The following is a 19,883-nucleotide window of genomic DNA, read 5'->3' on the forward strand; positions in this document are numbered from 1 at the left end:
AGAGCTAAGATATGACATCAGAACTGAGAAAAATTCATCAATGAAAGCCAGCCTCTCCGACCTTGCCACCTTTGCCGCGGTGGCCAAACACCGCAGCTTCCGCGCTGCCAGCATCGAGCTGGGCGTGTCCTCGTCGGCTGTCAGCCATGCGCTGCGCCAACTGGAAGAACGGCTGGCGCTACGCCTGGTCAACCGCACTACACGCAACGTCTCGCTGACGGAAGCAGGACAAAAGCTATATGAGAACCTGGCGCCCGCCATGTTCGACATCCACCGCGCCGTCGAAATGCTGTCGCCCCTGCGCGATACGCCCACCGGTACCTTGCGCATCACGGCAGCACGCCAGGCAGCACGGCTGGTGCTGCTGCCGCTGGCCACGGCCTTCGTTCAGCAGTATCCGGGCATGAAGGTGGAGATCGTCGCGGAAGACAAATTGTCGGATGTGATCAAGGAAGGCTTAGACGCAGGCGTGCGCCTGGGCGAGATCGTGGCGCACAACATGATCGCCGTGCGGCTGGGGCCAGCCGTGCGTTTTGCCGTCGCCGCCACACCCGATTATTTCAAAAGTGCCGCACCACCGCACCACCCGAAAGATCTGCTGACCCATAAATGCGTGGTGTTCCGCTTTCCAACCAAAGAGAGCGCTTATCGCTGGGAGTTCGAACAGGGAAGCTCGCGGCTGGCGATAGACGTCAACGGCGATATCGCCGTCAACGACATGGACCTGGCGCTCGACGCTGTACTACGCGGCGCCGGCATCGGTATCTTTCATGTCGAGCAGGTGAGGGAACTGGTGGCCGCTGGCAAGCTCGTAACGGTGCTGGACGACTGGCTGGTCGACCGGCCAGCATTTCATTTGTACTACCCGAGCCGGCGTCAGATGCCGCATGGCTTCCGCCTGTTCCTGGCGTTTATCCGCGACTTCACATGGTAAAAAGCCGCACCTGATTTCTCGGGTGCGGCTTCTTGTCGGGAACAGCGTTATTACTTGGCCGTTTCGCCTTTTTTAATCCACGCTGCCAGCTGGTGCGGGCGGATGCCGTCGTAGTCTTCGAACGGCTGGTGGATCCACGGGTTGTGCGGCAGTTCATCCAGGAAGTAGTCAGGACGCACGACGGAGCAGCCTTTCAGCCAGATCACGGCCGATTTGACTTCGGTCACGCCAGGGAAGTTGTCCTTCAGGTGACGCGTGACTTTATCGAGCGTGACGCCGGAATCGGCCAGGTCGTCTACCAGCAGGATGCGGCCAGCCAGCGGGCCCTTGGTCATGGTCATGTACTTGGCGATATCGAGGTCGCCCTGGGTGGTGCCCTTGTCTTCGCGGTAGGAGCTGGTCGACAGGATGGCCAGTGGCAAATCAAAGATGCGCGAGAAAACGTCGCCAGGACGCACGCCGCCGCGCGCCAGGCACAGCACCTGGTCAAATTTCCAGCCCGATTCGTACACCTTGAGCGCCAGGCGCTCGATCAGGCGGTGGTACTCTTCCCAGTTGACCCAAAGGTGTTGATCGTTCGATTGTGGGGTAGTCATGATCTTAAAGTCTTGTTATGAATGTGCAAATGCAGGGTTAAAAAAATCCGCCTTGCGGCGGATTGTGTCAAACACAGTTTATTCGAATGGGTGGCGCAGGACGATGGTTTCTTCGCGGTCCGGGCCGGTCGACACCATGTCTACCGGTACGCCGACCAGCTCTTCGATGCGCTTGATGTAGGCGCGCGCCGTTGCTGGCAAGGCGGCCAGCGATTTCGCGCCGACGGTGCTTTCCGTCCAGCCTGGCATCTCTTCATACACGGGCACGCAGCGGGCAGCTTCTTCCGCGCCCGATGGGAAGATATCGACGTACTCGCCGTCGATGGTGTAGCCGGTGCACAGCTTCAGCGTTTCGATACCGTCCAGCACGTCCAGCTTGGTCAAACACATGCCGGTCACGCCATTGATCTGTACCGAGCGGCGCAGCAAGGCAGCGTCGAACCAGCCGCAGCGGCGGGCACGGCCCGTCACGGTGCCGAATTCATGGCCGACTTGCGCCAGGTGATGGCCAACGCCTGCATCGGTAGGCAGTTCCGACGGGAACGGGCCGGAGCCGACGCGCGTCGTGTAGGCCTTGGTGATGCCCATGATGTAGTGCAGCATGCCTGGGCCCACGCCCGAACCGGCGGCGGCATTGCCGGCCACGCAGTTCGACGAGGTGACGAACGGGTAGGTGCCGTGGTCGACGTCGAGCAGCGAACCTTGCGCGCCTTCGAACAGCAGGTTGGCGCCAGCCTTGTGGGCCTTGTACAGCGCGCTCGAGACGTCGGTGACCATCGGACGCAGACGCGGCACGTAGGCCAGCGCGTCATCCAGGGTTTTCTGGTAATCGATGCGCGGCGCCTTCAGGTAGTGCTCCAGCACGAAGTTGTGGTAATCCAGGTTTTCGGCCAGTTTTTCAGCGAAACGGGTTTCGTTGAGCAGGTCGGCAACGCGGATGGCGCGGCGCGCCACCTTGTCTTCGTAGGCTGGGCCGATGCCCTTGCCGGTGGTGCCGATCTTGGCTGCGCCACGCGCCGCTTCACGGGCCAGGTCGAGTGCCGAGTGGTAAGGCAGGATCACCGGTGCGGCGTCCGACACTTTCAGGCGCGAGGCGACTTCGACGCCAACGGCTTCGAGCTTGTCGATTTCACGCAGCACGTCCGGCACGGAAACGACCACGCCGTTACCGATGTAGCAGGCCACGCCTGGACGCATGATGCCCGAAGGGATCAGTTGCAGCGCGGTTTTCACGCCGCCGATGACCAGCGTGTGGCCTGCATTGTGGCCGCCCTGGAAGCGCACCACACCCTGGGCGTGATCGGTCAACCAATCGACGATCTTGCCTTTACCTTCATCGCCCCATTGGGTGCCGATGACAACGACGTTCTTTGCCATAATTTTCTTTGACATCACTTAACCTAAGTTTTTAAGAATCCAGCTACTACCATTATCGGCAAGTACCAGCGCGCGATCGCACTCGAACTCGTCTTGTTCATTACTGTGACCCGGCAAACTCTGGATCACGACCTCGCCCGCCTTGCGCAACTCGGCGATTTTTTCCTTCAATTCTGGTGCGCTGCCCCATGGCGCACGGATCGAATGCTTACGTTCCGCCGTTGGGAGCAGGCGCGCCAGTTCGCGCAAATCGAGCGAGAAGCCGGTCGCGGGACGTGCCCGGCCGAACGCTTCGCCGACGTGGTCATAACGGCCGCCGCGCGCCACTGCGTTCGGCAAGCCAGGTACATACAGCGCAAACATCGCGCCACTTTCATATTGGTAGCCGCGCAGGTCGGCCAGGTCGATCGCCACTTCGGCGCGGCCAATCGCCGAGCCCGCCAGCGCGGCCAGTTCGGCCAGCGCTTTTGTCACGCCCGGCAGCGGCGGCAATGCTTCGCGCGCACGCGCCAGCACGTCGATATCGCCATACAGGCCGGGCAAGGCCAGCAGCGCATCGCGCGTGACCGGATCATAGGCTGCGGTCAACGCACGCAAGCCCGGCGCATCCTTGGCGCGCAGCAGGGTGTACAGCATCGCTTCGTCGCGCACGGCCTGGACATCTTGCGCAATGATAGCGCGCAGCAAGCCCACGTGCGACAAATCGAGGCGCACCGCATCGAAGCCGGCCAGGGCCAGCGACGCGAGCGCCAGTTCCTGGATCTCGGCATCGGCTTCCAGGCCGGCATGGCCATAAATCTCGGCGCCGATCTGCAGCGGTTCGCGGGTGGCGTGCAAGCCCGACGGACGGGTATGCAGCACGCTGCCGGCGTAGCACAAACGCGTCACGCTGGCGCGGTTCAGCAAGTGGGCGTCGATGCGCGCCACCTGGGTGGTCATGTCGGCGCGCAGGCCCAGCATGCGGCCCGACAGCTGGTCCACCAGTTTAAAGGTGCGCAGGTCGGTATCCTTGCCGGCGCCGGTCATCAGCGACTCCAGATACTCGAGCAGCGGCGGCATCACCAGTTCATATCCGTACAGACGGAAATTATCCAGCATGAGGCGGCGCAGCTCTTCAATCTTGCGCGCTTCCGACGGCAAAACATCGGCAATATTTTCGGGCAAAAGCCAATTCGGCATGAGGGAGCGAGATACGGAAGAAAGTTGAAAAATGCACCATGCGAGGCAGCGGCGAGCGCGCCAGGCAAGAGGCCGAACCTGATATTTTACGCGAAAACAGCGCCGTTTAGGGATAAGTTCTCGTCTTGCGTGGCATATCCGGTGAAAAAAACACCATTTTACGCCTTCTTGCAACGCCCTGGCCCGCACAAAAAAACGGGGCCGGCATCGCTGCCGGCCCCGCTTGCACCATGACTGGCGAGTGACGCTTACTTCTTCGCTGCGCCCGCCGAAGCGCCGCCCTTGAAGTACTTGAAGAATTCCGAGCTCGGATCGACCACCATCACGTCGTTCGGTCCCTTGAACGTGGCGCGGTAGGCTTCCAGGCTGCGGTAGAACTTGTAGAACTCGGGGTTCTTGCCAAACGCTTCCGCATAGATCTGCGATGCCTTGGCGTCGCCTTCACCGCGGATATTCTCGGCCTTGCTATACGCTTCGGCCAGGATCACGGTGCGCTGCTTGTCGGCGTCGGCGCGAATTTTTTCCGAGTCGGCCGAACCGGTCGAACGCAGCTCATTGGCCACGCGCACACGCTCGGACTTCATGCGGTCGTACACCGAGTTGTTGATCTGCTCGACGTAATCGACACGCTTCAGGCGCACGTCGACGATTTCAATGCCGATCACCTTGGCTTCGGCCGTGACCTTGGCGCGGATCGCCTCCATCACCTTGCCGCGCTGGCCAGAGATCACTTCGCGCACGGTGCGCTTGGTGATTTCATCGTTCAGCGCCGCCTTGACGATTTGCGACATGCGGTTGCGCGTGCTGCTGTCATCGCCGCCAAAGCTGCGGAAATACAGCTTCGGATCAGCGATGCGCCATTTGACGAAGGCATCGACCAGGATGTTCTTCTTCTCGGCCGTGATGAAACGTTCCGGCTCCGGCGTATCGATGGTCTGGATCCGCTTGTCCAGGTACAGCACGTTCTGGAACGGCGGCGGCAGCTTGAAATACAAGCCTGGCTCGCCGATCACTTCCTTGACCTCACCGAGGGCGAAGACGACGGCATATTTACGCTGGTCGACGATGAACACGGTCGAGGACAACAGCATGATCGCGATAAAGCCCGCGATCAGGGCGGCTACGATACGGTTCATTAGCGGCTCTCCCGTTCACGCGAAGAACGGCCGTCACGGCGCGAATTGACTTCGACTGTCTGCATGGTTTCCTGTGGCAAAACGGTGGTGGTGGCAGGCGTAGCTGCGCGCGCCGCCGCAGCGGTAGCGTCGGATGCTGCCGTCTGGGCAATCAGCTTGTCCAGTGGCAGGTACAGCAGATTGCTGCCCGTCTTCGCATCGACCATGACCTTGCTGGTGCTGGAGAACACTTGCTGCATCGTTTCCAGGTACATGCGGTCACGCGTCACGGCAGGCGCCTTCTGGTACTCGACCAGCACCTGCTTGAAGCGCGAGGCATTACCGGTGGCGTTTTCCGTCACCATGGCGCGATAGGCTTCGGCTTCCTGGATCAGGCGGAAGGCCGCGCCGTGCGCTTTTGGAATCACGTCATTGGCGTACGCTTCACCTTCATTCTTCTGGCGTTCGCGGTCTTGCCCTGCCTTCACGGCATCGTCGAAAGCGGCTTGCACCTGCTCCGGCGGCTGCACGGTCTGCATCGTCACGTTGTTGATCAGTGCACCGACCTGGTAGCGGTCGAGGATCTGCTGCATCAGCTGCTGCGTTTCGTACGCGACCTTTTCACGACCTTCGTACAGCACGAAGTCCATCTTGCTGCGGCCGACCACTTCGCGGATCGCCGTTTCGGCGACCTGGCGCAAGGCGCCTTCCTGGTCACGGTTGTTGAACAGCCAGGCGACCGGGTCTTTCAAGGTGTACTGCACCGCGAACTGGATGTCGATGATGTTTTCATCGTCCGTCAGCATCAGCGATTCGCTGGCCTTCTTGTCGCTCAGCGACTGGCGATAACCCACTTCCACGGTGCGCACCTGCGACACATTGACGGTTTCATCGGTCTGGAACGGATACGGCAAGCGCCAGTTGAAACCGGCCGGGGTGGTGCGCGTATATTTACCGAACGTCAGCACGACGCCGCTCTGGCCCTCTTGCACGATGAAGGCGCCGCTGGCCAGCCAGATCAGCACCGCGATCACGCCGACCACGCCGGCAGTGATGCCCGCACCCTTCATGTCCGGGCGGGGACCATTGCCGCCGCCACCGTTGCCGCCATTATCGGGACGGTTATTCTTCTGTCCGAAAAAGGCGTTCAGGCGCTGATTGAAATCGCGCCACAATTGATCGAGGTCCGGCGGACCTTCACCGGGCTTTTTGCCTTCTTGGGCTTTCTTGCCGTCGTCCTTGCGATTGCCCCAGCGGGGATCATTCAGGGATAACTTCAAGCCTGTTTTTTTGAGTAGGGAGACAAGCATAACTATCGTGTTCCGACTTGAGAGTGGGTGGAAAACCTATCATCCTGGTCTAGCTCTGCGGCTTGATCCGGGGCGGCGCCATCGTGCTGCTGGTCGTGCTCGTGCTGACTGTATTCGTCCTGCTGTTCCGCTTCGCCATCCTGGTAAAGATGGGCCGAACCTGGCGCATTCTTCGCCATCTCGACGATCGCCTCGCGCAGCAGGTCAAGACCACTGCCTTTTTGCGCACTGACGAAGACGCGACTGATCGTAGCATATTCATCACGCTCTATCGACGGCTCCAGTCCGGCCGCATCGATCTTGTTCCACACCAGGATTTGCGGAATATGATCGGCGCCGATCTCTTTCAAGACCAGGTTGACCTGTTCGATCTGCTCCATGCGCACCGGCGACGACGCGTCGACGACGTGCAGCAGCAAATCGGCATGGATGGTTTCTTCGAGCGTGGCGCGGAAGGCGGCCACCAGCTGGTGCGGCAATTCGCGCACAAAGCCGACCGTGTCCGAGATCACCACATTGCCCACGTCCTGGCCCAGGTAAACCCGGCGCGAGGTGGTGTCCAGGGTGGCGAACAACTGGTCGGCGACATACACGCCGGCCTTGGTCACGGCGTTGAACAGGGTCGACTTGCCGGCATTGGTATAACCGACCAGCGACACGGAAAACGTGTGGTTGCGGCCGCGCGCACGGCGCTGGGTCTCGCGCTGCTTGTGCAGCTTTTCCAGGCGCGCGCGCAGGGCCTTGACGCGATCGCCGATCAGCCGGCGGTCGGTCTCGAGCTGCGTCTCGCCGGGACCGCGCAAGCCGATACCGCCCTTTTGCCGCTCAAGGTGGGTCCAGCCGCGGATCAGGCGCGTGGCCAGATGCTGCAACTGGGCCAGCTCGACCTGCAGCTTGCCCTCGTGGCTCTTGGCGCGCTGCGCGAAGATATCGAGGATCAGGCTGGTACGGTCGAGCACCCGCACATGCAGGCGCTTTTCCAGATTGCGCTGCTGTGCCGGCGAGAGGGCGTGATTGAAAATGACGATTTCCAACTGGTCATTGACGACCGCGTCGCCGATCTCGTCCGCCTTGCCGCTGCCGACAAAATAGGCGGAATCGGGACTGGAACGCTTGGCCGTAATGGTGGAAATCGGATCCGCGCCAGCCGAACGCGACAACAGCATCAATTCCTCCATGCTGGCGGCAAAGTCGCTGTGACCGAAGTCAACCCCGACTAGTGCCGCGCGCATGATGGAAACAGAATAGTTGAGGCGAACGCAAGCGTGAACGCCAGCGCCGATGCAACAGCATCAGCGCCGCTGGCGCGGACGCGCGCGCAATTGCGCGCACGGGCGATGGAGGGTGAAAGGCGCTGGGCCGTCAAGCTCAACGCTTTACTCCGCTTCAGATTCAATATTGAGATTGACGGCACGGGCCGGCACCACTGTCGAGATGGCATGCTTGTACACCATCTGCGTAACCGTATTACGCAGCAAGACGACATATTGATCAAACGATTCGATATGACCTTGCAATTTAATGCCATTGACCAGGTAAATCGAGACAGGAACATGCTCTTTGCGTAATGCATTGAGGAATGGGTCTTGTAACAGTTGCCCTTTGTTGCTCATAACAGCTCCGTTGTTTATGTTGTTGTGTAGAAATTGGAGGCGACTCGCTTGATTTCAAGTGCTCACTCAGCATTCTCTTGCAGAGAATGATGCATCGCAGCTACTGTAACCTGTTTTCGCGATCGCTGTCGCGCATGCACGTGGTCCAGGCAATCACCGTCACCACGTCCAGTTTATTTAAAATCGGCACCGCATTTTCCATGCGGCGCCTTAATGCAAACTTAATTACCAGCTATTCAGAAAAGCGGCCGTATTTTTACAATCCAATCCGGTTTTATTTCGGCGTTCTGGCAAACGGATTTTTACCGGTCCGCAATTCAATCCGCAATGGCGTACCCACCAGCGAGAAAGTATCGCGGAAATGTTTTTCCAAATAACGTTTATACGGATCGCCTACGGCATCGAGTGCATTACCGTGAATAACGATCACCGGCGGATTCATGCCACCCTGGTGAGCATAACGCAATTTCGGACGGATCGAACCCTTGCGGCGCGGTTCCTGCTTCTCTACCGCCTCGATCAGGGCGCGCGTCAGCTTCGGCGTCGACAGGTCGCACATGGCGGCCGCGTAGGCGGCGTTGAGCGACTTCATCAATGGACCAATGCCGGTGCCTTTCAGCGCCGAAATAAAGTGCATATTGGCAAAAGACAGGAAATCGAGCTTGCGGTCGAGATCAATCTTGATTTCATCGCGCTCGTGCGATTGCAGGCCATCCCATTTATTCACGGCCACCACCAGCGCGCGGCCCGATTCCAGGATAAAGCCGGCAATATGCGCGTCCTGTTCCGAAATGTCCTGCTGCGCGTCGAGCAGCAGCACCACCACGTTGGCTTCGGAAATCGATTGCAGCGTCTTGACGACCGAGAATTTCTCGATCGCCTCAAACACCTTGCCACGGCGGCGGATACCGGCCGTGTCGATCAGCGTATATTGCTGGCCATCGCGTTCGAACGGGATCTCGATCGAGTCGCGGGTGGTGCCCGGCATGTCGAAGGCGATCACGCGCTCTTCGCCCAGCAGGGTGTTGACCAGGGTGGACTTACCCACGTTCGGGCGGCCGACCAGGGCGATCTTGATGCCGCGGTCGGTCTTTTCCAGCTCCTCGGGCTCTTCCGGACGCTGCGCAAAGGCAGTGTCGAGCATGACTTCGACCAGGTCGGTCACGCCGTCGCCGTGCGCGGACGAGATCGCATACGGGTCGCCCATGCCCAACTCGTAAAAGTCGGACACGACGGCCGTATAGCGCATGCCTTCGCTCTTGTTGACCACCAGCATGACCGGGCGGCCGCTCTTGCGCAGGAAGTCGGTGATGGTCTTGTCATGCGGCGTCAGGCCCTGGCGGCCGTCCACGATGAACACCACCACGTCGGCTTCCGCCACGGCCTGCTTGGTCTGCAGCGCCATCTGGTGCATGATGCCTTCCTTGGCGACGGGTTCGAAACCACCCGTATCGATGACCAGGAAGGGACGTTCGCCGACACGGCCTTCGCCATAGTGACGATCGCGCGTCAACCCAGGCAAATCCGCCACCAGCGCATCGCGCGAGCGGGTCAGACGATTGAATAAAGTCGATTTCCCAACATTGGGTCGACCTACTAGTGCTATTACCGGCTTCATTGTATTACTCGACCGCGAGAGCGGTCACTGTCCCTGATTGGGTTTGAAAAATCAAATTCGAACCGGCGACGACGGGAACCGAAACAATCGGGCTGCCGTCGGTGCTGACCCGACCTATAAATGCGCCATCTTCCCGCGACAGGAAGTGGATGTAACCTTGATAATCGCCAACAGCAACGCTGCGGCCGAACGAGGCCGGCGTCGACACGCGGCGGCGTGCCAGCGCATCATTCTTCCAGGCGCTCTGCCCTGCTTCGCGGCTGAACGCCGTCACGGCGCCCTGCTCATCGACGGCAAACACGAAACGCTGGTCGACCGCCACGCCCACGTCGGACGAGTACGGCTTGGTCCAGCGCGGCACGCCGGTGGCTGCATCGAAGCAGCCGGCCTTGCCCTGGTAAGTGACGGTGCACACTTCGCTTTCAAACACCACCGGCGTGCCGGCGATGTCGGAGACACGTTCGAGTTCGGTGGCGCCGCGCGGTTCGCTGACCACGTTTTCCCAGCGTACCACGCCGGTCGCCGCCGTCAGCGCCATCAGTTTGCCGCCCGGCTGGGCCACGTAAATGTTGGCGCCGCCCAGTACCATGCCTGGCGCATTGCGCAGGGTCAATGCTGGCGTGGTGCGCTGCACTACCCACTTGCGCTCGCCCGTCTTGGCGTCGAGGCCGACGATGCGGTTATCCACGCTGCGTACCGCGACGATGCCCTGGCTGACGACAGGCGCCGTCAGCACTTCGCTCGACGCCTGGTAGGTCCACAATGGCTTGCCATCGGTATCGAAGGCCATCACGGTGCCCTTGGCGCCGCCCACCGCCACCACCGAGCCATCGGTGCCGGCGCTGGAGGTAATGTCGCTACCGGCCTTGACGCGCCAGGTTTCGCGGCCGGTGGCCGCATCGAGACGCGCCAGGGCGCCATCGGCATTGACCACATACAGGCTGTTGCCCGACAGCGCAGGGCTGAAGGCATACACGCCCGACTTGCCGATGGAGTATTTCCATGCATCGCGCACGGCGAGGCTGGATTTTAACTCGACCAGTGGAGCCGGCTCGACTTTCGGATCTTTCTTGGCAAACGGATTCAAGGACGAGCAACCCGCCACCAGCGCCAACAGGCTTGCAGCTACCAGCTTTTCAGTGACACGCATAAGTGTTATCCAACCTTCTTCTTGTACTTGTAAGGGTCGAGCCGCCGGCGGGAACGCCGCGCAGCTGAACCGGTAGTTTTCCGATCAAGCGGCAACTCAGGCAGCGGCTTGATCTGCCTTGGCCTTGTCTTCCGGCACGGTGCCGCCGATGGCTTCCAGTTTGACCTGGATCAATTGACGGCCTGGATTGTCCTTGGCAGTAGCGGCCAGCGCGGCCAGGTACGCGGTACGGGCATCGGCCAGCTTGTTTTGCGCCACCAGGATATCGCCCTTGCGGTCGGCCACGGCGCCGGCAAATTGCGGCACGTTGGCCGACGCCAGCACTTTCAGCGCTTCGTCATACGACTTTTCATCCATCAGCACGCCAGCCAGGCGCAATTGCGCGATGGCCTTGTATTCTTCGGCGCCATGATCGGCCACCCATTGCAACTGGGTCTTGGCCGCTTTCAGGTCATTCGCATCGAACGCCGTCTTGGCCGCTGCCAGCGAAGCCATCTGCGCGTAGGCGGTACGGCTGAAACGCGACTGCATGTCGGACGCCGCGCGCTGCACCTTGGCAGTGTCCTTGGCGACGATGGCGTTTTGCAATTCATCGTACAACTGGCCCGCTTGCGCCGCCTGGGTGCGCTGGTAGTACTGCCAGCCGGCCCAGCCACTGTAGGCGGCCAGCGCCACGATCAAGACCCAGGAGGTCACGTTGCCGTTGCGCTGCCACCAGGCTTTGAGGGTTGCCAGTTGTTCTTGTTCTTCGTGATCGTATGCCATGAGTCGTCAGTTTTAATGAATAGTTAATCGAAGTTAGCGCAGGGTAGAACGATATTGTAATAACGCAGATTAATGATGATGATGCACGTGGCCATCAGCACCATGGTCGTGGCCGCAATCGTGGCTGCCGATGATCTGGTCCACCAGGTAATCGACGACATCATCGAACGGCACCGTGTTTTGCTGCGATCCGGCTTCCGCTTCGCGCATGGCTTTCACCGTGGCAACGTGGTTGGCGATTTCATCGTCGCCCAGGATCACGGCAAACGCGGCGCCGCTGGCGTCGGCCTTTTTCATCTGGTTCTTGAAGGCGCCGCCGCCATTGCTCGCTGCGCAATGTAGCACAACGTCCAGGCCCGCATCGCGAATCCGCTCTGCCAGCACGAATGCCTGCAAGCCCGCCTGTTCGCCCTGGTGCACCAGGTAGACGTCGCACAGGGCCGGCTGTTCCGGCTCGGCAGCGTCTTTCATCAGCAACACCAGGCGCTCGACGCCCATGCCGAAACCGACCGCTGGGGTCGATTTGCCGCCAAACATTTCCACCATGCCGTCGTAGCGGCCACCGGCGCAGACCGTGCCTTGCGCGCCCAGCTTGTCGCTGACCCACTCGAACACGGTGCGGTTGTAATAGTCCAGGCCGCGCACCAGGCGTGGATTGATGGTGAATGGAATATTGTTGTGATTCAAAATCTTTTGCACGCCGGCAAAGTGCGCCAGCGATTCTTCGCCCAGGTAGTCCAGCAGCTTCGGCGCGCCATTGACCAGGTCCTGCATGGCCGGGTTCTTGGTGTCGAGGATGCGCAGCGGATTGCTGTGCAGGCGGCGCTTGGCTTCTTCGTCGAGCAGCTCGCTGTGGCTTTCCAGGTAGGCGATCAGGTCGGCGCGGTGGCGCAGGCGCTCGGCCGCATCGCCGATCGAATTGAGTTCCAGGCGGATGCCGTCCAGGCCCAGGTCATCCCACAGGCGGCGGGTCATCATGATCAGCTCGGCATCGATATCGGGCCCCGTAAAGCCGATCGCTTCCGCGCCGAACTGGTGGAACTGGCGATAACGGCCTTTTTGCGGACGCTCGTGGCGGAACATCTGGCCCTTGTACCACAGGCGTTTCGGGCCTTCGTAGACCAGGTTGTGCTCGACCACGGCGCGCACCACGCCCGCCGTGCCTTCAGGGCGCAGGGTCAAATTGTCGCCGTTCATCGAATCGGTGAACGAATACATTTCCTTTTCCACGATATCGGTCACGGCGCCAATCGCGCGCGCGAACAATTTCGTTTCTTCGACGATCGGCGTACGGATTTGCTGGAAACCATAGCTTTGCAGCACGGATTGCGCCGTATTTTCAAACAATTCCCACAGGGCCGCGTCGGCTGGCAGCACATCGTTCATGCCTTTGACTGCGGTGATTTTATCGAATTTCTTATTTTCTGACATAGTGTTCTTCTTTACTGTTTTTACCGGTTATGTTCAGGCCGCTACGGTCTTGCCATAGTGGCTCTTCACATAATTCAAGACGATGTCCTGGAATTCTTCCACGATGCGCTCGCCGCGCAGGGTGACGACTTTTTCGCCATCGACAAACACGGGCGCGGCCGGCGATTCGCCGGTGCCGGGCAAGCTGATGCCGATGTTGGCGTGTTTCGATTCGCCGGGGCCGTTGACGATGCAGCCCATCACGGCCACGTTCATCGCTTCCACGCCGGGATAGGCTTTTTTCCATTCCGGCATCTGCTCGCGCAGATAGGTCTGGATGTTGTCGGCCAGTTCCTGGAAGGTGGTCGAGGTGGTGCGGCCGCAACCTGGGCAGGCAATCACCATCGGCGCGAACTTGCGCAAGCCCATGGTTTGCAAAATTTCCTGGCCGACGATCACTTCACGCGTGCGGTCGCCGCCCGGTTCAGGCGTGAGCGATATGCGGATGGTGTCGCCGATGCCTTCTTGCAGCAGCACCGACAGCGCCGCCGTCGAGGCGACGATACCCTTGCTGCCCATGCCCGCTTCCGTCAGGCCCAGGTGCAGCGGATAGTCGCAGCGTTTGGACAATTCGCGGTAGACGGCGATCAAGTCTTGCACGCCCGAAACCTTGCACGACAGGATGATCTTGTCGCGGGCCAGGCCCAGCTCTTCGGCGCGCACGGCGTTTTCGATGGCCGAGGTCACCAGCGCTTCATACATGACCGCCTGCGCCGGCCATGGTTCGGCACGGCTGGCGTTTTCATCCATGATGCGGGCGAGCAAGGCTTGATCCAGGCTGCCCCAATTCACGCCGATGCGCACCGGCTTATCATACTTACAAGCCGCTTCGATCATTTGCGCAAACTGCGTATCGCGCTTGGCGCCCTTGCCCACGTTGCCGGGGTTGATGCGGTACTTCGACAGCGCGCGCGCGCAATCGGGATAATCGTTCAGCAAGGTATGGCCGTTGTAGTGGAAATCCCCCACCAGCGGCACATCGATGCCCATCTTGTCGAGCTGGTCGCGGATATACGGCACGGCCGCAGCCGATTCCGGGCGATCCACCGTCAGGCGCACCAGTTCGGAGCCGGCACGCGCCAGTTCCTTGATCTGGATCGCCGTGCCGATCGCATCGGCCGTATCCGTATTGGTCATCGACTGCACCACCACGGGGGCGTCGCCGCCCACCCAGATCTTGCGCTGGCCGTGCGCGATCAGTACTTTGCGGCTGTCGCGGCGGTCTGAAGGACCGGAACCGATCGCTGTATTCGAGGTAGCCATATGTTTCGTCTTGTGAGTTATTTATTGCAATTGTGACTATTTATTCGATGCTGACACGTGCAATCGTACCACCCTGCACGGTCGGCAAGTCCAACTTGGCGCCACGCAAGGTTGCCTGCACGGCGCCTGGCTTACCGACCACCAGAGTTGCCGGGCCGGTGATATTGAAGGTTTCCGTGCTGCCAGCGCGCATCATGCGCGAGACCAGCGGCGTAGCGCCACGGCGGCGTATCTCGACCCAGGAATCCTGCTCCAGCTTCAGCACCAGCGCATTTTCACCTGCGGCGGCAGCGGCGGGCGGCGTGACAGCGGCCGCTTCAGCGACGGCGGCTGGCGCGGGTGCGGCAGGCACGGCAGCAGTCGGCGCCGGGGCGGCAGCCGAGGCAGCCATTCCTGTCTGTGTATCATTGGCCGGCGGCGGCACGGAGATCAAGGGCACGGATGGCGTCTGCACGGGCGTCAAGTCCTGACCAGGCTTGATCAGGGTGGTTTCCACCGGGCCGGACATGGCGGGATGATCGGCTTCCTTGTCCTTGTTGTCCACATGGGCCAGCAAGGCAGCCGGAACATAGCCGAGCTTGTAAGCGCCAAAGGCGGCAACGGCCACCACGACCACGGCGCCGACGATCCACGCCACCGGGTAACCGGACGAGCGCTGCGTCATCGATGGGAAGCGCGACTCCGAAAACGTGGCGGAAATCTCACGCCGCACCGGCGTGGCCGGATCTTGCGTCGGCGCTGCCGCCACTTCGATCAGGGCCACCAGCGGCGCCGCATCGAGCCTGACCACCTTGGCATAGGCGCGCACGAAACCGCGCACCACGGCCACGTTCGGCAAAGCCGCCGTATCGCCCGCTTCCAGCGCGATCACCTGGCGTGGCGCCAGCTTGAGCTGGTCCGCCACCTGTTCCACCGGCCAGCCCAACGCCTCGCGCTGCGCCTTCAATTGCGCGCCTGCCGAGGCCAGACCGCCACCGCGGGGCTGCTGCTGCGGCGTTTCTGCCTGCTCTGAATTCATTGGTATCCCTGTCTCACTCATCAAACGCCCCATTTTGATAAGCAGCATATTCGGGGGAGGCGGAATGGTGGTGGCGCAATTGCGCCGCCAGGCCAGCCTCCGCGCCCACATCCCCGAGCTGATGCTGCACCTTGATCCCGAGCCACAGCACATCGGCTGTTTGACTCTCCATAGTCGCTACTGTACCGAGCCGCGCCAGATAATACGCGGCTTGCCGGTAATCTTGCTGTTCGTAATATACGCGCACCAGACCGGCGTTGGTCGCCGCCACGTCCGGCGCGATCTGCAGCGCCCGCAGCCAATACGCCCCGGCACGCTGATATTGTTTCAGGCTCGCACTGCACGCGCCCGCATTATGCAGCGCCTTGCCGGGCGAGACATAGCTGGCATCCTGCAGTGCGGCGTCAAAATAATCCAGCGATTGCGCCGCGCGCCCTGTCTGGCACAAAAACAGGCCGTAATTATTGCTCAACTCAGGATTGTGGGGCGCAAGGCGCAAGGCGTAAAGGAAATCTTTCTCAGCAGGCAAAATTTGCTGCCGGCCTGCCCGGATCAGGGCGCGCATGCCATAGGCCTGGGCGTCGTTCGGCGCCAGCAGCAACGCTTGCGTCACCTCATCGAACGCCACGTCCAGCTGGCCCTGGCCATAATAGGCGCTGGCCAGTTGCAAACGCAGGCTGGCGCGCTGCTGTGCCGTATCGGTGGCAGTGGCGGCGGTCGCCTTGTCATCGTGCACAGGGGAAGCACAGCCGACCAGCAGCACAGCCAGGCTGACAACGGCCACAGCAAGCGAGCGATGGTAAGCCATGCCTTCCCCCATCAGGAGCGGATCTCCACGATTTTTCCGAAATTGGCGCCAAACTTCTGCTGGTATTCCGTCATCTTTTCCATGCGCTCCTGCACCCGCGTGCGGTCCTTGACTTCACCGGCCAGCTGGCCGCAGGCGGCGTCGATATCGTCGCCGCGCGTCTTGCGCACGGTGGTGACGATGCCGCCATCCATCAGCACCTGGGCAAACGCCTTGATGCGCGGGTTTTTCGAGCGGAACAGGCCCGATTCCGGGAACGGGTTGAACGGGATCAGGTTGAACTTGCAGTTCACGCCAAACTCGCGGTCTTGCACCAGCGCCAGCAGTTCGCGCGCGTGCTCGTCGCTGTCGTTGACGCCATCGAGCATGCAGTATTCGAAGGTGATGAAATCGCGCGGCGCGAATTCCAGGTAGCGCTTGCAGGCCGCCATCAATTCCTTCAGCGGGTATTTCTTGTTGAGCGGAATCAAGCCATCGCGCAGCTTGTCGTTCGAGGCGTGCAGCGAGACGGCCAGGGCCACCGGCACTTCCTGCGACAGCTTGTCCATCATCGGCACCACGCCCGAGGTCGACAAGGTCACGCGGCGGCGCGACAGGCCGTAAGCGTTATCGTCGAGCATCAATTTCAGGGCGGTGACGGTCGGTTCAAAGTTCAGCAGGGGCTCGCCCATGCCCATCATCACCACGTTGGTGATCTGGCGCTCGCCTTTCGGGCCCGGTTCGATTCCCTTGGTGCGGCGCAATTCAAATTCTGCCATCCACAGCTGGCCGATGATTTCACCGACGGTCAGGTTGCGGTTGAAGCCTTGCTTGCCGGTCGAGCAGAAACGGCAATTGACGGCGCAGCCGGCCTGGGTCGAGATGCACAGGGTTCCGCGGTTGTCTTCCGGAATGAACACGGTTTCCACGGCATTGCCATTGCCCACGTCGACCAGCCACTTGCGCGTGCCATCCGTCGACGTATGGTCGCTGATGATGGCCGGGGCGCGCACTTCGGCGCGCGTGGCCAGCTTGTCGCGCAGCGACTTGGCCAGGTCCGTCATGGCGTCGAAATCGGAGGCGCCGAACTGGTGTATCCAGCGTTGCAATTGTTTCGCACGAAACGGCTTCTCTCCCAACTCGGCGCAGTAAGCGATGAGTTGCGCGGGATCCAGATCCAGCAAGTTGGTGAGTGTCGTCGTATTCATGATCATGTCTATTCTAAAAATCCGTCCCCGCGCGCGCAGAAAAAACCAGGCGCAGCGGGAACAGGGGGTGATAAAGTTATTTCACAGATAACGCCAGGAAATAACGTTATCTAAGGCAATTAAGCCTTCAGTTCTGGGAAGAAGTAAGCGATTTCTACTTTGCCAGCTTCGACAGCGTCGGAGCCGTGTACGGCGTTAGCGTCGATCGAATCGGCGAAATCGGCGCGGATGGTGCCTTTTTCTGCTTTCTTCGGATCGGTTGCGCCCATCAGGTCGCGGTGGGCCAGAACGGCGTTTTCGCCTTCCAGAGCCTGGATCATGACTGGGCCGGAAACCATGAAGTCCACCAGGTCTTTGAAGAAGCCGCGCTCTTTGTGCGCTGCGTAGAAGCCTTCAGCTTGTTCGCGCGACAGTTGGGTCATGCGGGCTGCAACGATTTTCAAGCCAGCGTTTTCGAAACGGCTGTAGATTTGGCCGATTACGTTTTTTGCAACTGCGTCTGGTTTGATGATCGACAGGGTGCGTTCGATTGCCATGTGTGAAAACTCCAATAAAAAGAAAGGTTTAAAACGTAAATTGAGAACTCAATCAACCTTTGATTTTACCATACTACGCCCCATATCTCCCAGACAAGCAGGCGACATCTTCCGCCCCCAGCTGACTTTAATGCAATCTTAAGCTGTTTTTTTTGCAAAAAGCAGGGTCCATGCTATCCTTGGCCGCAGTAGCAATTTGAATCGATCACACGGAGGCACTATGAATCAGAACATGAATCGCACTTTCGACCTGTCGGGAGGCATGCAGCAAGTACGCCACCAGGTCTTGCGCAACACTTACTGGCTGCTGGCGCTGTCCATGATACCGACCGTGATGGGCGCCTTCGTCGGCGTGCAGCTGCATCTGCCGATGCTGCATGGCGGCATGGGCTTCATCATCTTCATGGCGGTCGCCTTCGGCTTCATGTTTGCGATTGAAAAAACCAAGAATTCGGGCCTGGGCGTCGCCGTCCTGCTGGGCTTCACCTTCTTCATGGGCCTGATGCTCACGCCTATCCTGACGCGCACGCTCGGTTATTCGAACGGCGGCACCCTGATCATGACGGCGTTTGGCGGCACGGCCACCATCCTGGCCGTGATGGCCACCATCGCCACGGTCTCGAAACGCGACTTCTCGGCCATGGGCAAATGGCTGTTCGCCGGCGTCATCGTGCTGATCCTGGCATCGGTAGCGAACATCTTCCTGGGCCTGTCGGCACTGTCGATCGTGATCTCGATGGTCGCCATCGCAATCTTCTCGGCCTACATCCTGTATGACGTGCAGCAAATCATCAACGGCGGCGAGACCAACTACATCTCGGCCACCCTGCGCATCTACCTGGACGTGTACAACATCTTCACCAGCCTGCTGTCCCTGCTGGGCTTCGCCGGCGGCAGCCGCGACTAAAAACGTCCAGGGCAGCGTTGCAATGCCTGGCCGTGCCATTCGCACTGCCTTCGGCACCGCGCCTTGCCCTGAACGTTTTATGCAATGCATGTGAAAGTCAAAAGCCGACCCGTGGGTCGGCTTTTTTACGCCTGTACCACCAGCTTTACATCACTCGCCACCGTTCGGCCACTGCGCGCAGGCAGGCGCGGGCGCGGTCCAGCGTGGGATTGTCGCGCTGGGCCGCATACACGGCGTAGGCGGAATGCGAGAATTCGGGCGCGCCGTGCACGCGGAACAGCTGGCCCGCCTCGAGATACGGGCGCGCCATGCCGACGCGAAAATAACTGGCGCCGCCCACCTCGCGCAAGTACATCAGCGCCAGCGGCCCCAGCGAAATCGACACGGGCGGGCTGCTCAGCTCGGGAAACGCCGCCTGGTGGTTGGCCGCAAAGCTGGGCCCCCAGTCGACATATACATAGGCGTCGGCATGCATCTGCCCATCGGGGCGGGTGGTCAGCATCACCAGTTTTTCCTCGGCCAGCAACTCACTGACGAGGCCAGGACGCTGCGGCGGGTTGTACAGCACGGCCAGGTCCAGCGAACCGTCATGCACGGCGTCGAGCAGCCGCGCCGGGCTGTCGACTTCGGCGCGCAAGGCGATCTTCGGACAATCGCGGTTCATGCCGATCAGCCATTCGCCCAGCATCGGCTGCCACAAGCTCAGTTCGCAGCCGATGCTGATGCCATCCTCCCTCCCCGGCGGCAGGGCCACCTGGTGGCGCGCCCGCTCCCACACCTGCACCATGGTTGCCGCGTGGCGCATGAAACGCTCGCCGGCCGGCGTCAGGCGCGCGCCAGCCTTGTTGCGCACGAAAAGCTGGCGCCCCAGCTGCTGCTCCAGGGTGCGGATGCGGGCGCTGACCGCCGTTTGCGTCACGTGCATGCGTTCGGCCGCCATGATAAAGCTGCCGCAGGAAGCGACTTCCAGGAAGGTACGCGCTTGATTGATATCCATCAGGCGATGATAGCAGTTACACCCGGCTTGATTGCAGCCA

The 19,883-nt window shown here is 60.6% G+C and carries 19 protein-coding genes; 2 read left to right on the forward strand and 17 right to left on the reverse strand.

Going from position 1 to position 19,883, the window contains the following annotated elements; translation table 11 throughout:
* Positions 1 to 40 precede the first annotated feature (40 nt).
* A complete protein-coding gene (locus ACL9RI_RS09845) occupies positions 41 to 934 on the forward strand; it encodes a LysR family transcriptional regulator (protein ID WP_422726385.1) in 894 nt (297 codons plus the stop codon).
* A gap of 50 nt (positions 935 to 984) precedes the next feature.
* Here the strand turns inward: ACL9RI_RS09845 and ACL9RI_RS09850 are convergent, their stop codons facing one another.
* The 16 genes from ACL9RI_RS09850 to ndk form a co-directional block, all read right to left on the reverse strand.
* Complete coding sequence (locus ACL9RI_RS09850) at positions 985 to 1,530, reverse strand: phosphoribosyltransferase (protein ID WP_183675991.1); 546 nt, start codon at positions 1,528 to 1,530, stop codon at positions 985 to 987.
* Positions 1,531 to 1,608: 78 nt separating this feature from the next.
* On the reverse strand, positions 1,609 to 2,922 hold the full coding sequence (locus ACL9RI_RS09855) for an adenylosuccinate synthase (protein WP_183675990.1): 1,314 nt from the start codon (positions 2,920 to 2,922) through the stop codon (positions 1,609 to 1,611).
* A 3-nt stretch (positions 2,923 to 2,925) separates the two neighbouring features.
* On the reverse strand, positions 2,926 to 4,086 hold the full coding sequence (locus tag ACL9RI_RS09860) for an ATP phosphoribosyltransferase regulatory subunit (protein WP_422726386.1): 1,161 nt from the start codon (positions 4,084 to 4,086) through the stop codon (positions 2,926 to 2,928).
* Positions 4,087 to 4,334: 248 nt separating this feature from the next.
* Positions 4,335 to 5,222 carry a protease modulator HflC gene (gene hflC, locus ACL9RI_RS09865; RefSeq protein WP_422726387.1) on the reverse strand — a complete coding sequence of 296 codons (888 nt, stop codon included), beginning with the start codon at positions 5,220 to 5,222 and terminating at the stop codon, positions 4,335 to 4,337.
* The gene (gene hflK, locus ACL9RI_RS09870; RefSeq protein WP_422726388.1) at positions 5,222 to 6,511 is read right to left on the reverse strand and encodes an FtsH protease activity modulator HflK; all 1,290 of its coding nucleotides are present in this window, start codon (positions 6,509 to 6,511) and stop codon (positions 5,222 to 5,224) included. The genes hflC and hflK overlap by 1 nt, the downstream gene beginning before the upstream one ends.
* 2 nt (positions 6,512 to 6,513) lie before the next feature.
* Positions 6,514 to 7,743 carry a GTPase HflX gene (hflX, locus tag ACL9RI_RS09875; protein WP_422726389.1) on the reverse strand — a complete coding sequence of 410 codons (1,230 nt, stop codon included), beginning with the start codon at positions 7,741 to 7,743 and terminating at the stop codon, positions 6,514 to 6,516.
* 144 nt (positions 7,744 to 7,887) lie between these two features.
* A complete protein-coding gene (hfq, locus tag ACL9RI_RS09880; RefSeq protein WP_008450615.1) occupies positions 7,888 to 8,124 on the reverse strand; it encodes an RNA chaperone Hfq in 237 nt (78 codons plus the stop codon).
* Positions 8,125 to 8,398: 274 nt separating this feature from the next.
* Positions 8,399 to 9,742, reverse strand: a complete 1,344-nt coding sequence (gene der / locus ACL9RI_RS09885) for a ribosome biogenesis GTPase Der (protein WP_422726390.1) — start codon at positions 9,740 to 9,742, stop codon at positions 8,399 to 8,401.
* A gap of 4 nt (positions 9,743 to 9,746) precedes the next feature.
* The gene (gene bamB, locus ACL9RI_RS09890; RefSeq protein ID WP_422726391.1) at positions 9,747 to 10,892 is read right to left on the reverse strand and encodes an outer membrane protein assembly factor BamB; all 1,146 of its coding nucleotides are present in this window, start codon (positions 10,890 to 10,892) and stop codon (positions 9,747 to 9,749) included.
* Positions 10,893 to 10,988: 96 nt separating this feature from the next.
* Positions 10,989 to 11,657 (reverse strand): YfgM family protein, encoded by a 669-nt coding sequence (locus tag ACL9RI_RS09895; protein ID WP_422726392.1) that lies wholly within the window; start codon positions 11,655 to 11,657, stop codon positions 10,989 to 10,991.
* 69 nt (positions 11,658 to 11,726) lie between these two features.
* Complete coding sequence (gene hisS / locus ACL9RI_RS09900) at positions 11,727 to 13,088, reverse strand: histidine--tRNA ligase (protein ID WP_422726393.1); 1,362 nt, start codon at positions 13,086 to 13,088, stop codon at positions 11,727 to 11,729.
* Positions 13,089 to 13,121: 33 nt separating this feature from the next.
* On the reverse strand, positions 13,122 to 14,390 hold the full coding sequence (gene ispG, locus ACL9RI_RS09905) for a flavodoxin-dependent (E)-4-hydroxy-3-methylbut-2-enyl-diphosphate synthase (RefSeq protein WP_422726394.1): 1,269 nt from the start codon (positions 14,388 to 14,390) through the stop codon (positions 13,122 to 13,124).
* A gap of 40 nt (positions 14,391 to 14,430) precedes the next feature.
* Positions 14,431 to 15,408 (reverse strand): helix-turn-helix domain-containing protein, encoded by a 978-nt coding sequence (locus ACL9RI_RS09910; protein WP_422726395.1) that lies wholly within the window; start codon positions 15,406 to 15,408, stop codon positions 14,431 to 14,433.
* Positions 15,409 to 15,421: 13 nt separating this feature from the next.
* Positions 15,422 to 16,216, reverse strand: coding sequence for a type IV pilus biogenesis/stability protein PilW (gene pilW, locus ACL9RI_RS09915; RefSeq protein WP_422726396.1), 795 nt, complete (start codon positions 16,214 to 16,216; stop codon positions 15,422 to 15,424).
* Between the two features lie 11 nt (positions 16,217 to 16,227).
* Entirely contained in the window at positions 16,228 to 17,403 is a 1,176-nt protein-coding gene (gene rlmN / locus ACL9RI_RS09920; RefSeq protein ID WP_422726397.1) for a 23S rRNA (adenine(2503)-C(2))-methyltransferase RlmN, read from the reverse strand.
* Positions 17,404 to 17,522: 119 nt separating this feature from the next.
* On the reverse strand, positions 17,523 to 17,939 hold the full coding sequence (gene ndk / locus ACL9RI_RS09925; protein ID WP_183675977.1) for a nucleoside-diphosphate kinase: 417 nt from the start codon (positions 17,937 to 17,939) through the stop codon (positions 17,523 to 17,525).
* A gap of 232 nt (positions 17,940 to 18,171) precedes the next feature.
* On the opposite strand from ndk, the gene ACL9RI_RS09930 reads away from it, so the two are divergent.
* Positions 18,172 to 18,846, forward strand: coding sequence for a Bax inhibitor-1/YccA family protein (locus tag ACL9RI_RS09930; protein WP_422726398.1), 675 nt, complete (start codon positions 18,172 to 18,174; stop codon positions 18,844 to 18,846).
* A 145-nt stretch (positions 18,847 to 18,991) separates the two neighbouring features.
* Here ACL9RI_RS09930 and ACL9RI_RS09935 read toward each other — a convergent pair whose 3' ends face one another.
* Complete coding sequence (locus tag ACL9RI_RS09935; protein WP_422726399.1) at positions 18,992 to 19,843, reverse strand: LysR family transcriptional regulator; 852 nt, start codon at positions 19,841 to 19,843, stop codon at positions 18,992 to 18,994.
* Positions 19,844 to 19,883: the final 40 nt, after the last annotated feature.

Source organism: Janthinobacterium sp. Mn2066, assembly GCF_049319705.1.
In the GTDB taxonomy this organism is placed as follows: domain Bacteria; phylum Pseudomonadota; class Gammaproteobacteria; order Burkholderiales; family Burkholderiaceae_D; genus Janthinobacterium.

What these genes read in the sequence shown, in the direction of transcription:
- ACL9RI_RS09845 (WP_422726385.1), top strand. Translation starts at nt 41, where the DNA reads ATGAAAGCCAGCCTCTCCGACCTTGCCACCTTTGCCGCGGTGGCCAAA.
- ACL9RI_RS09850 (WP_183675991.1), bottom strand. Translation starts at nt 1,530, where the DNA reads ATGACTACCCCACAATCGAACGATCAACACCTTTGGGTCAACTGGGAA.
- ACL9RI_RS09855 (WP_183675990.1), bottom strand. Translation starts at nt 2,922, where the DNA reads ATGTCAAAGAAAATTATGGCAAAGAACGTCGTTGTCATCGGCACCCAA.
- ACL9RI_RS09860 (WP_422726386.1), bottom strand. Translation starts at nt 4,086, where the DNA reads ATGCCGAATTGGCTTTTGCCCGAAAATATTGCCGATGTTTTGCCGTCG.
- hflC (WP_422726387.1), bottom strand. Translation starts at nt 5,222, where the DNA reads ATGAACCGTATCGTAGCCGCCCTGATCGCGGGCTTTATCGCGATCATG.
- hflK (WP_422726388.1), bottom strand. Translation starts at nt 6,511, where the DNA reads ATGCTTGTCTCCCTACTCAAAAAAACAGGCTTGAAGTTATCCCTGAAT.
- hflX (WP_422726389.1), bottom strand. Translation starts at nt 7,743, where the DNA reads ATGCGCGCGGCACTAGTCGGGGTTGACTTCGGTCACAGCGACTTTGCC.
- hfq (WP_008450615.1), bottom strand. Translation starts at nt 8,124, where the DNA reads ATGAGCAACAAAGGGCAACTGTTACAAGACCCATTCCTCAATGCATTA.
- der (WP_422726390.1), bottom strand. Translation starts at nt 9,742, where the DNA reads ATGAAGCCGGTAATAGCACTAGTAGGTCGACCCAATGTTGGGAAATCG.
- bamB (WP_422726391.1), bottom strand. Translation starts at nt 10,892, where the DNA reads ATGCGTGTCACTGAAAAGCTGGTAGCTGCAAGCCTGTTGGCGCTGGTG.
- ACL9RI_RS09895 (WP_422726392.1), bottom strand. Translation starts at nt 11,657, where the DNA reads ATGGCATACGATCACGAAGAACAAGAACAACTGGCAACCCTCAAAGCC.
- hisS (WP_422726393.1), bottom strand. Translation starts at nt 13,088, where the DNA reads ATGTCAGAAAATAAGAAATTCGATAAAATCACCGCAGTCAAAGGCATG.
- ispG (WP_422726394.1), bottom strand. Translation starts at nt 14,390, where the DNA reads ATGGCTACCTCGAATACAGCGATCGGTTCCGGTCCTTCAGACCGCCGC.
- ACL9RI_RS09910 (WP_422726395.1), bottom strand. Translation starts at nt 15,408, where the DNA reads ATGAATTCAGAGCAGGCAGAAACGCCGCAGCAGCAGCCCCGCGGTGGC.
- pilW (WP_422726396.1), bottom strand. Translation starts at nt 16,216, where the DNA reads ATGGCTTACCATCGCTCGCTTGCTGTGGCCGTTGTCAGCCTGGCTGTG.
- rlmN (WP_422726397.1), bottom strand. Translation starts at nt 17,403, where the DNA reads ATGAATACGACGACACTCACCAACTTGCTGGATCTGGATCCCGCGCAA.
- ndk (WP_183675977.1), bottom strand. Translation starts at nt 17,939, where the DNA reads ATGGCAATCGAACGCACCCTGTCGATCATCAAACCAGACGCAGTTGCA.
- ACL9RI_RS09930 (WP_422726398.1), top strand. Translation starts at nt 18,172, where the DNA reads ATGAATCGCACTTTCGACCTGTCGGGAGGCATGCAGCAAGTACGCCAC.
- ACL9RI_RS09935 (WP_422726399.1), bottom strand. Translation starts at nt 19,843, where the DNA reads ATGGATATCAATCAAGCGCGTACCTTCCTGGAAGTCGCTTCCTGCGGC.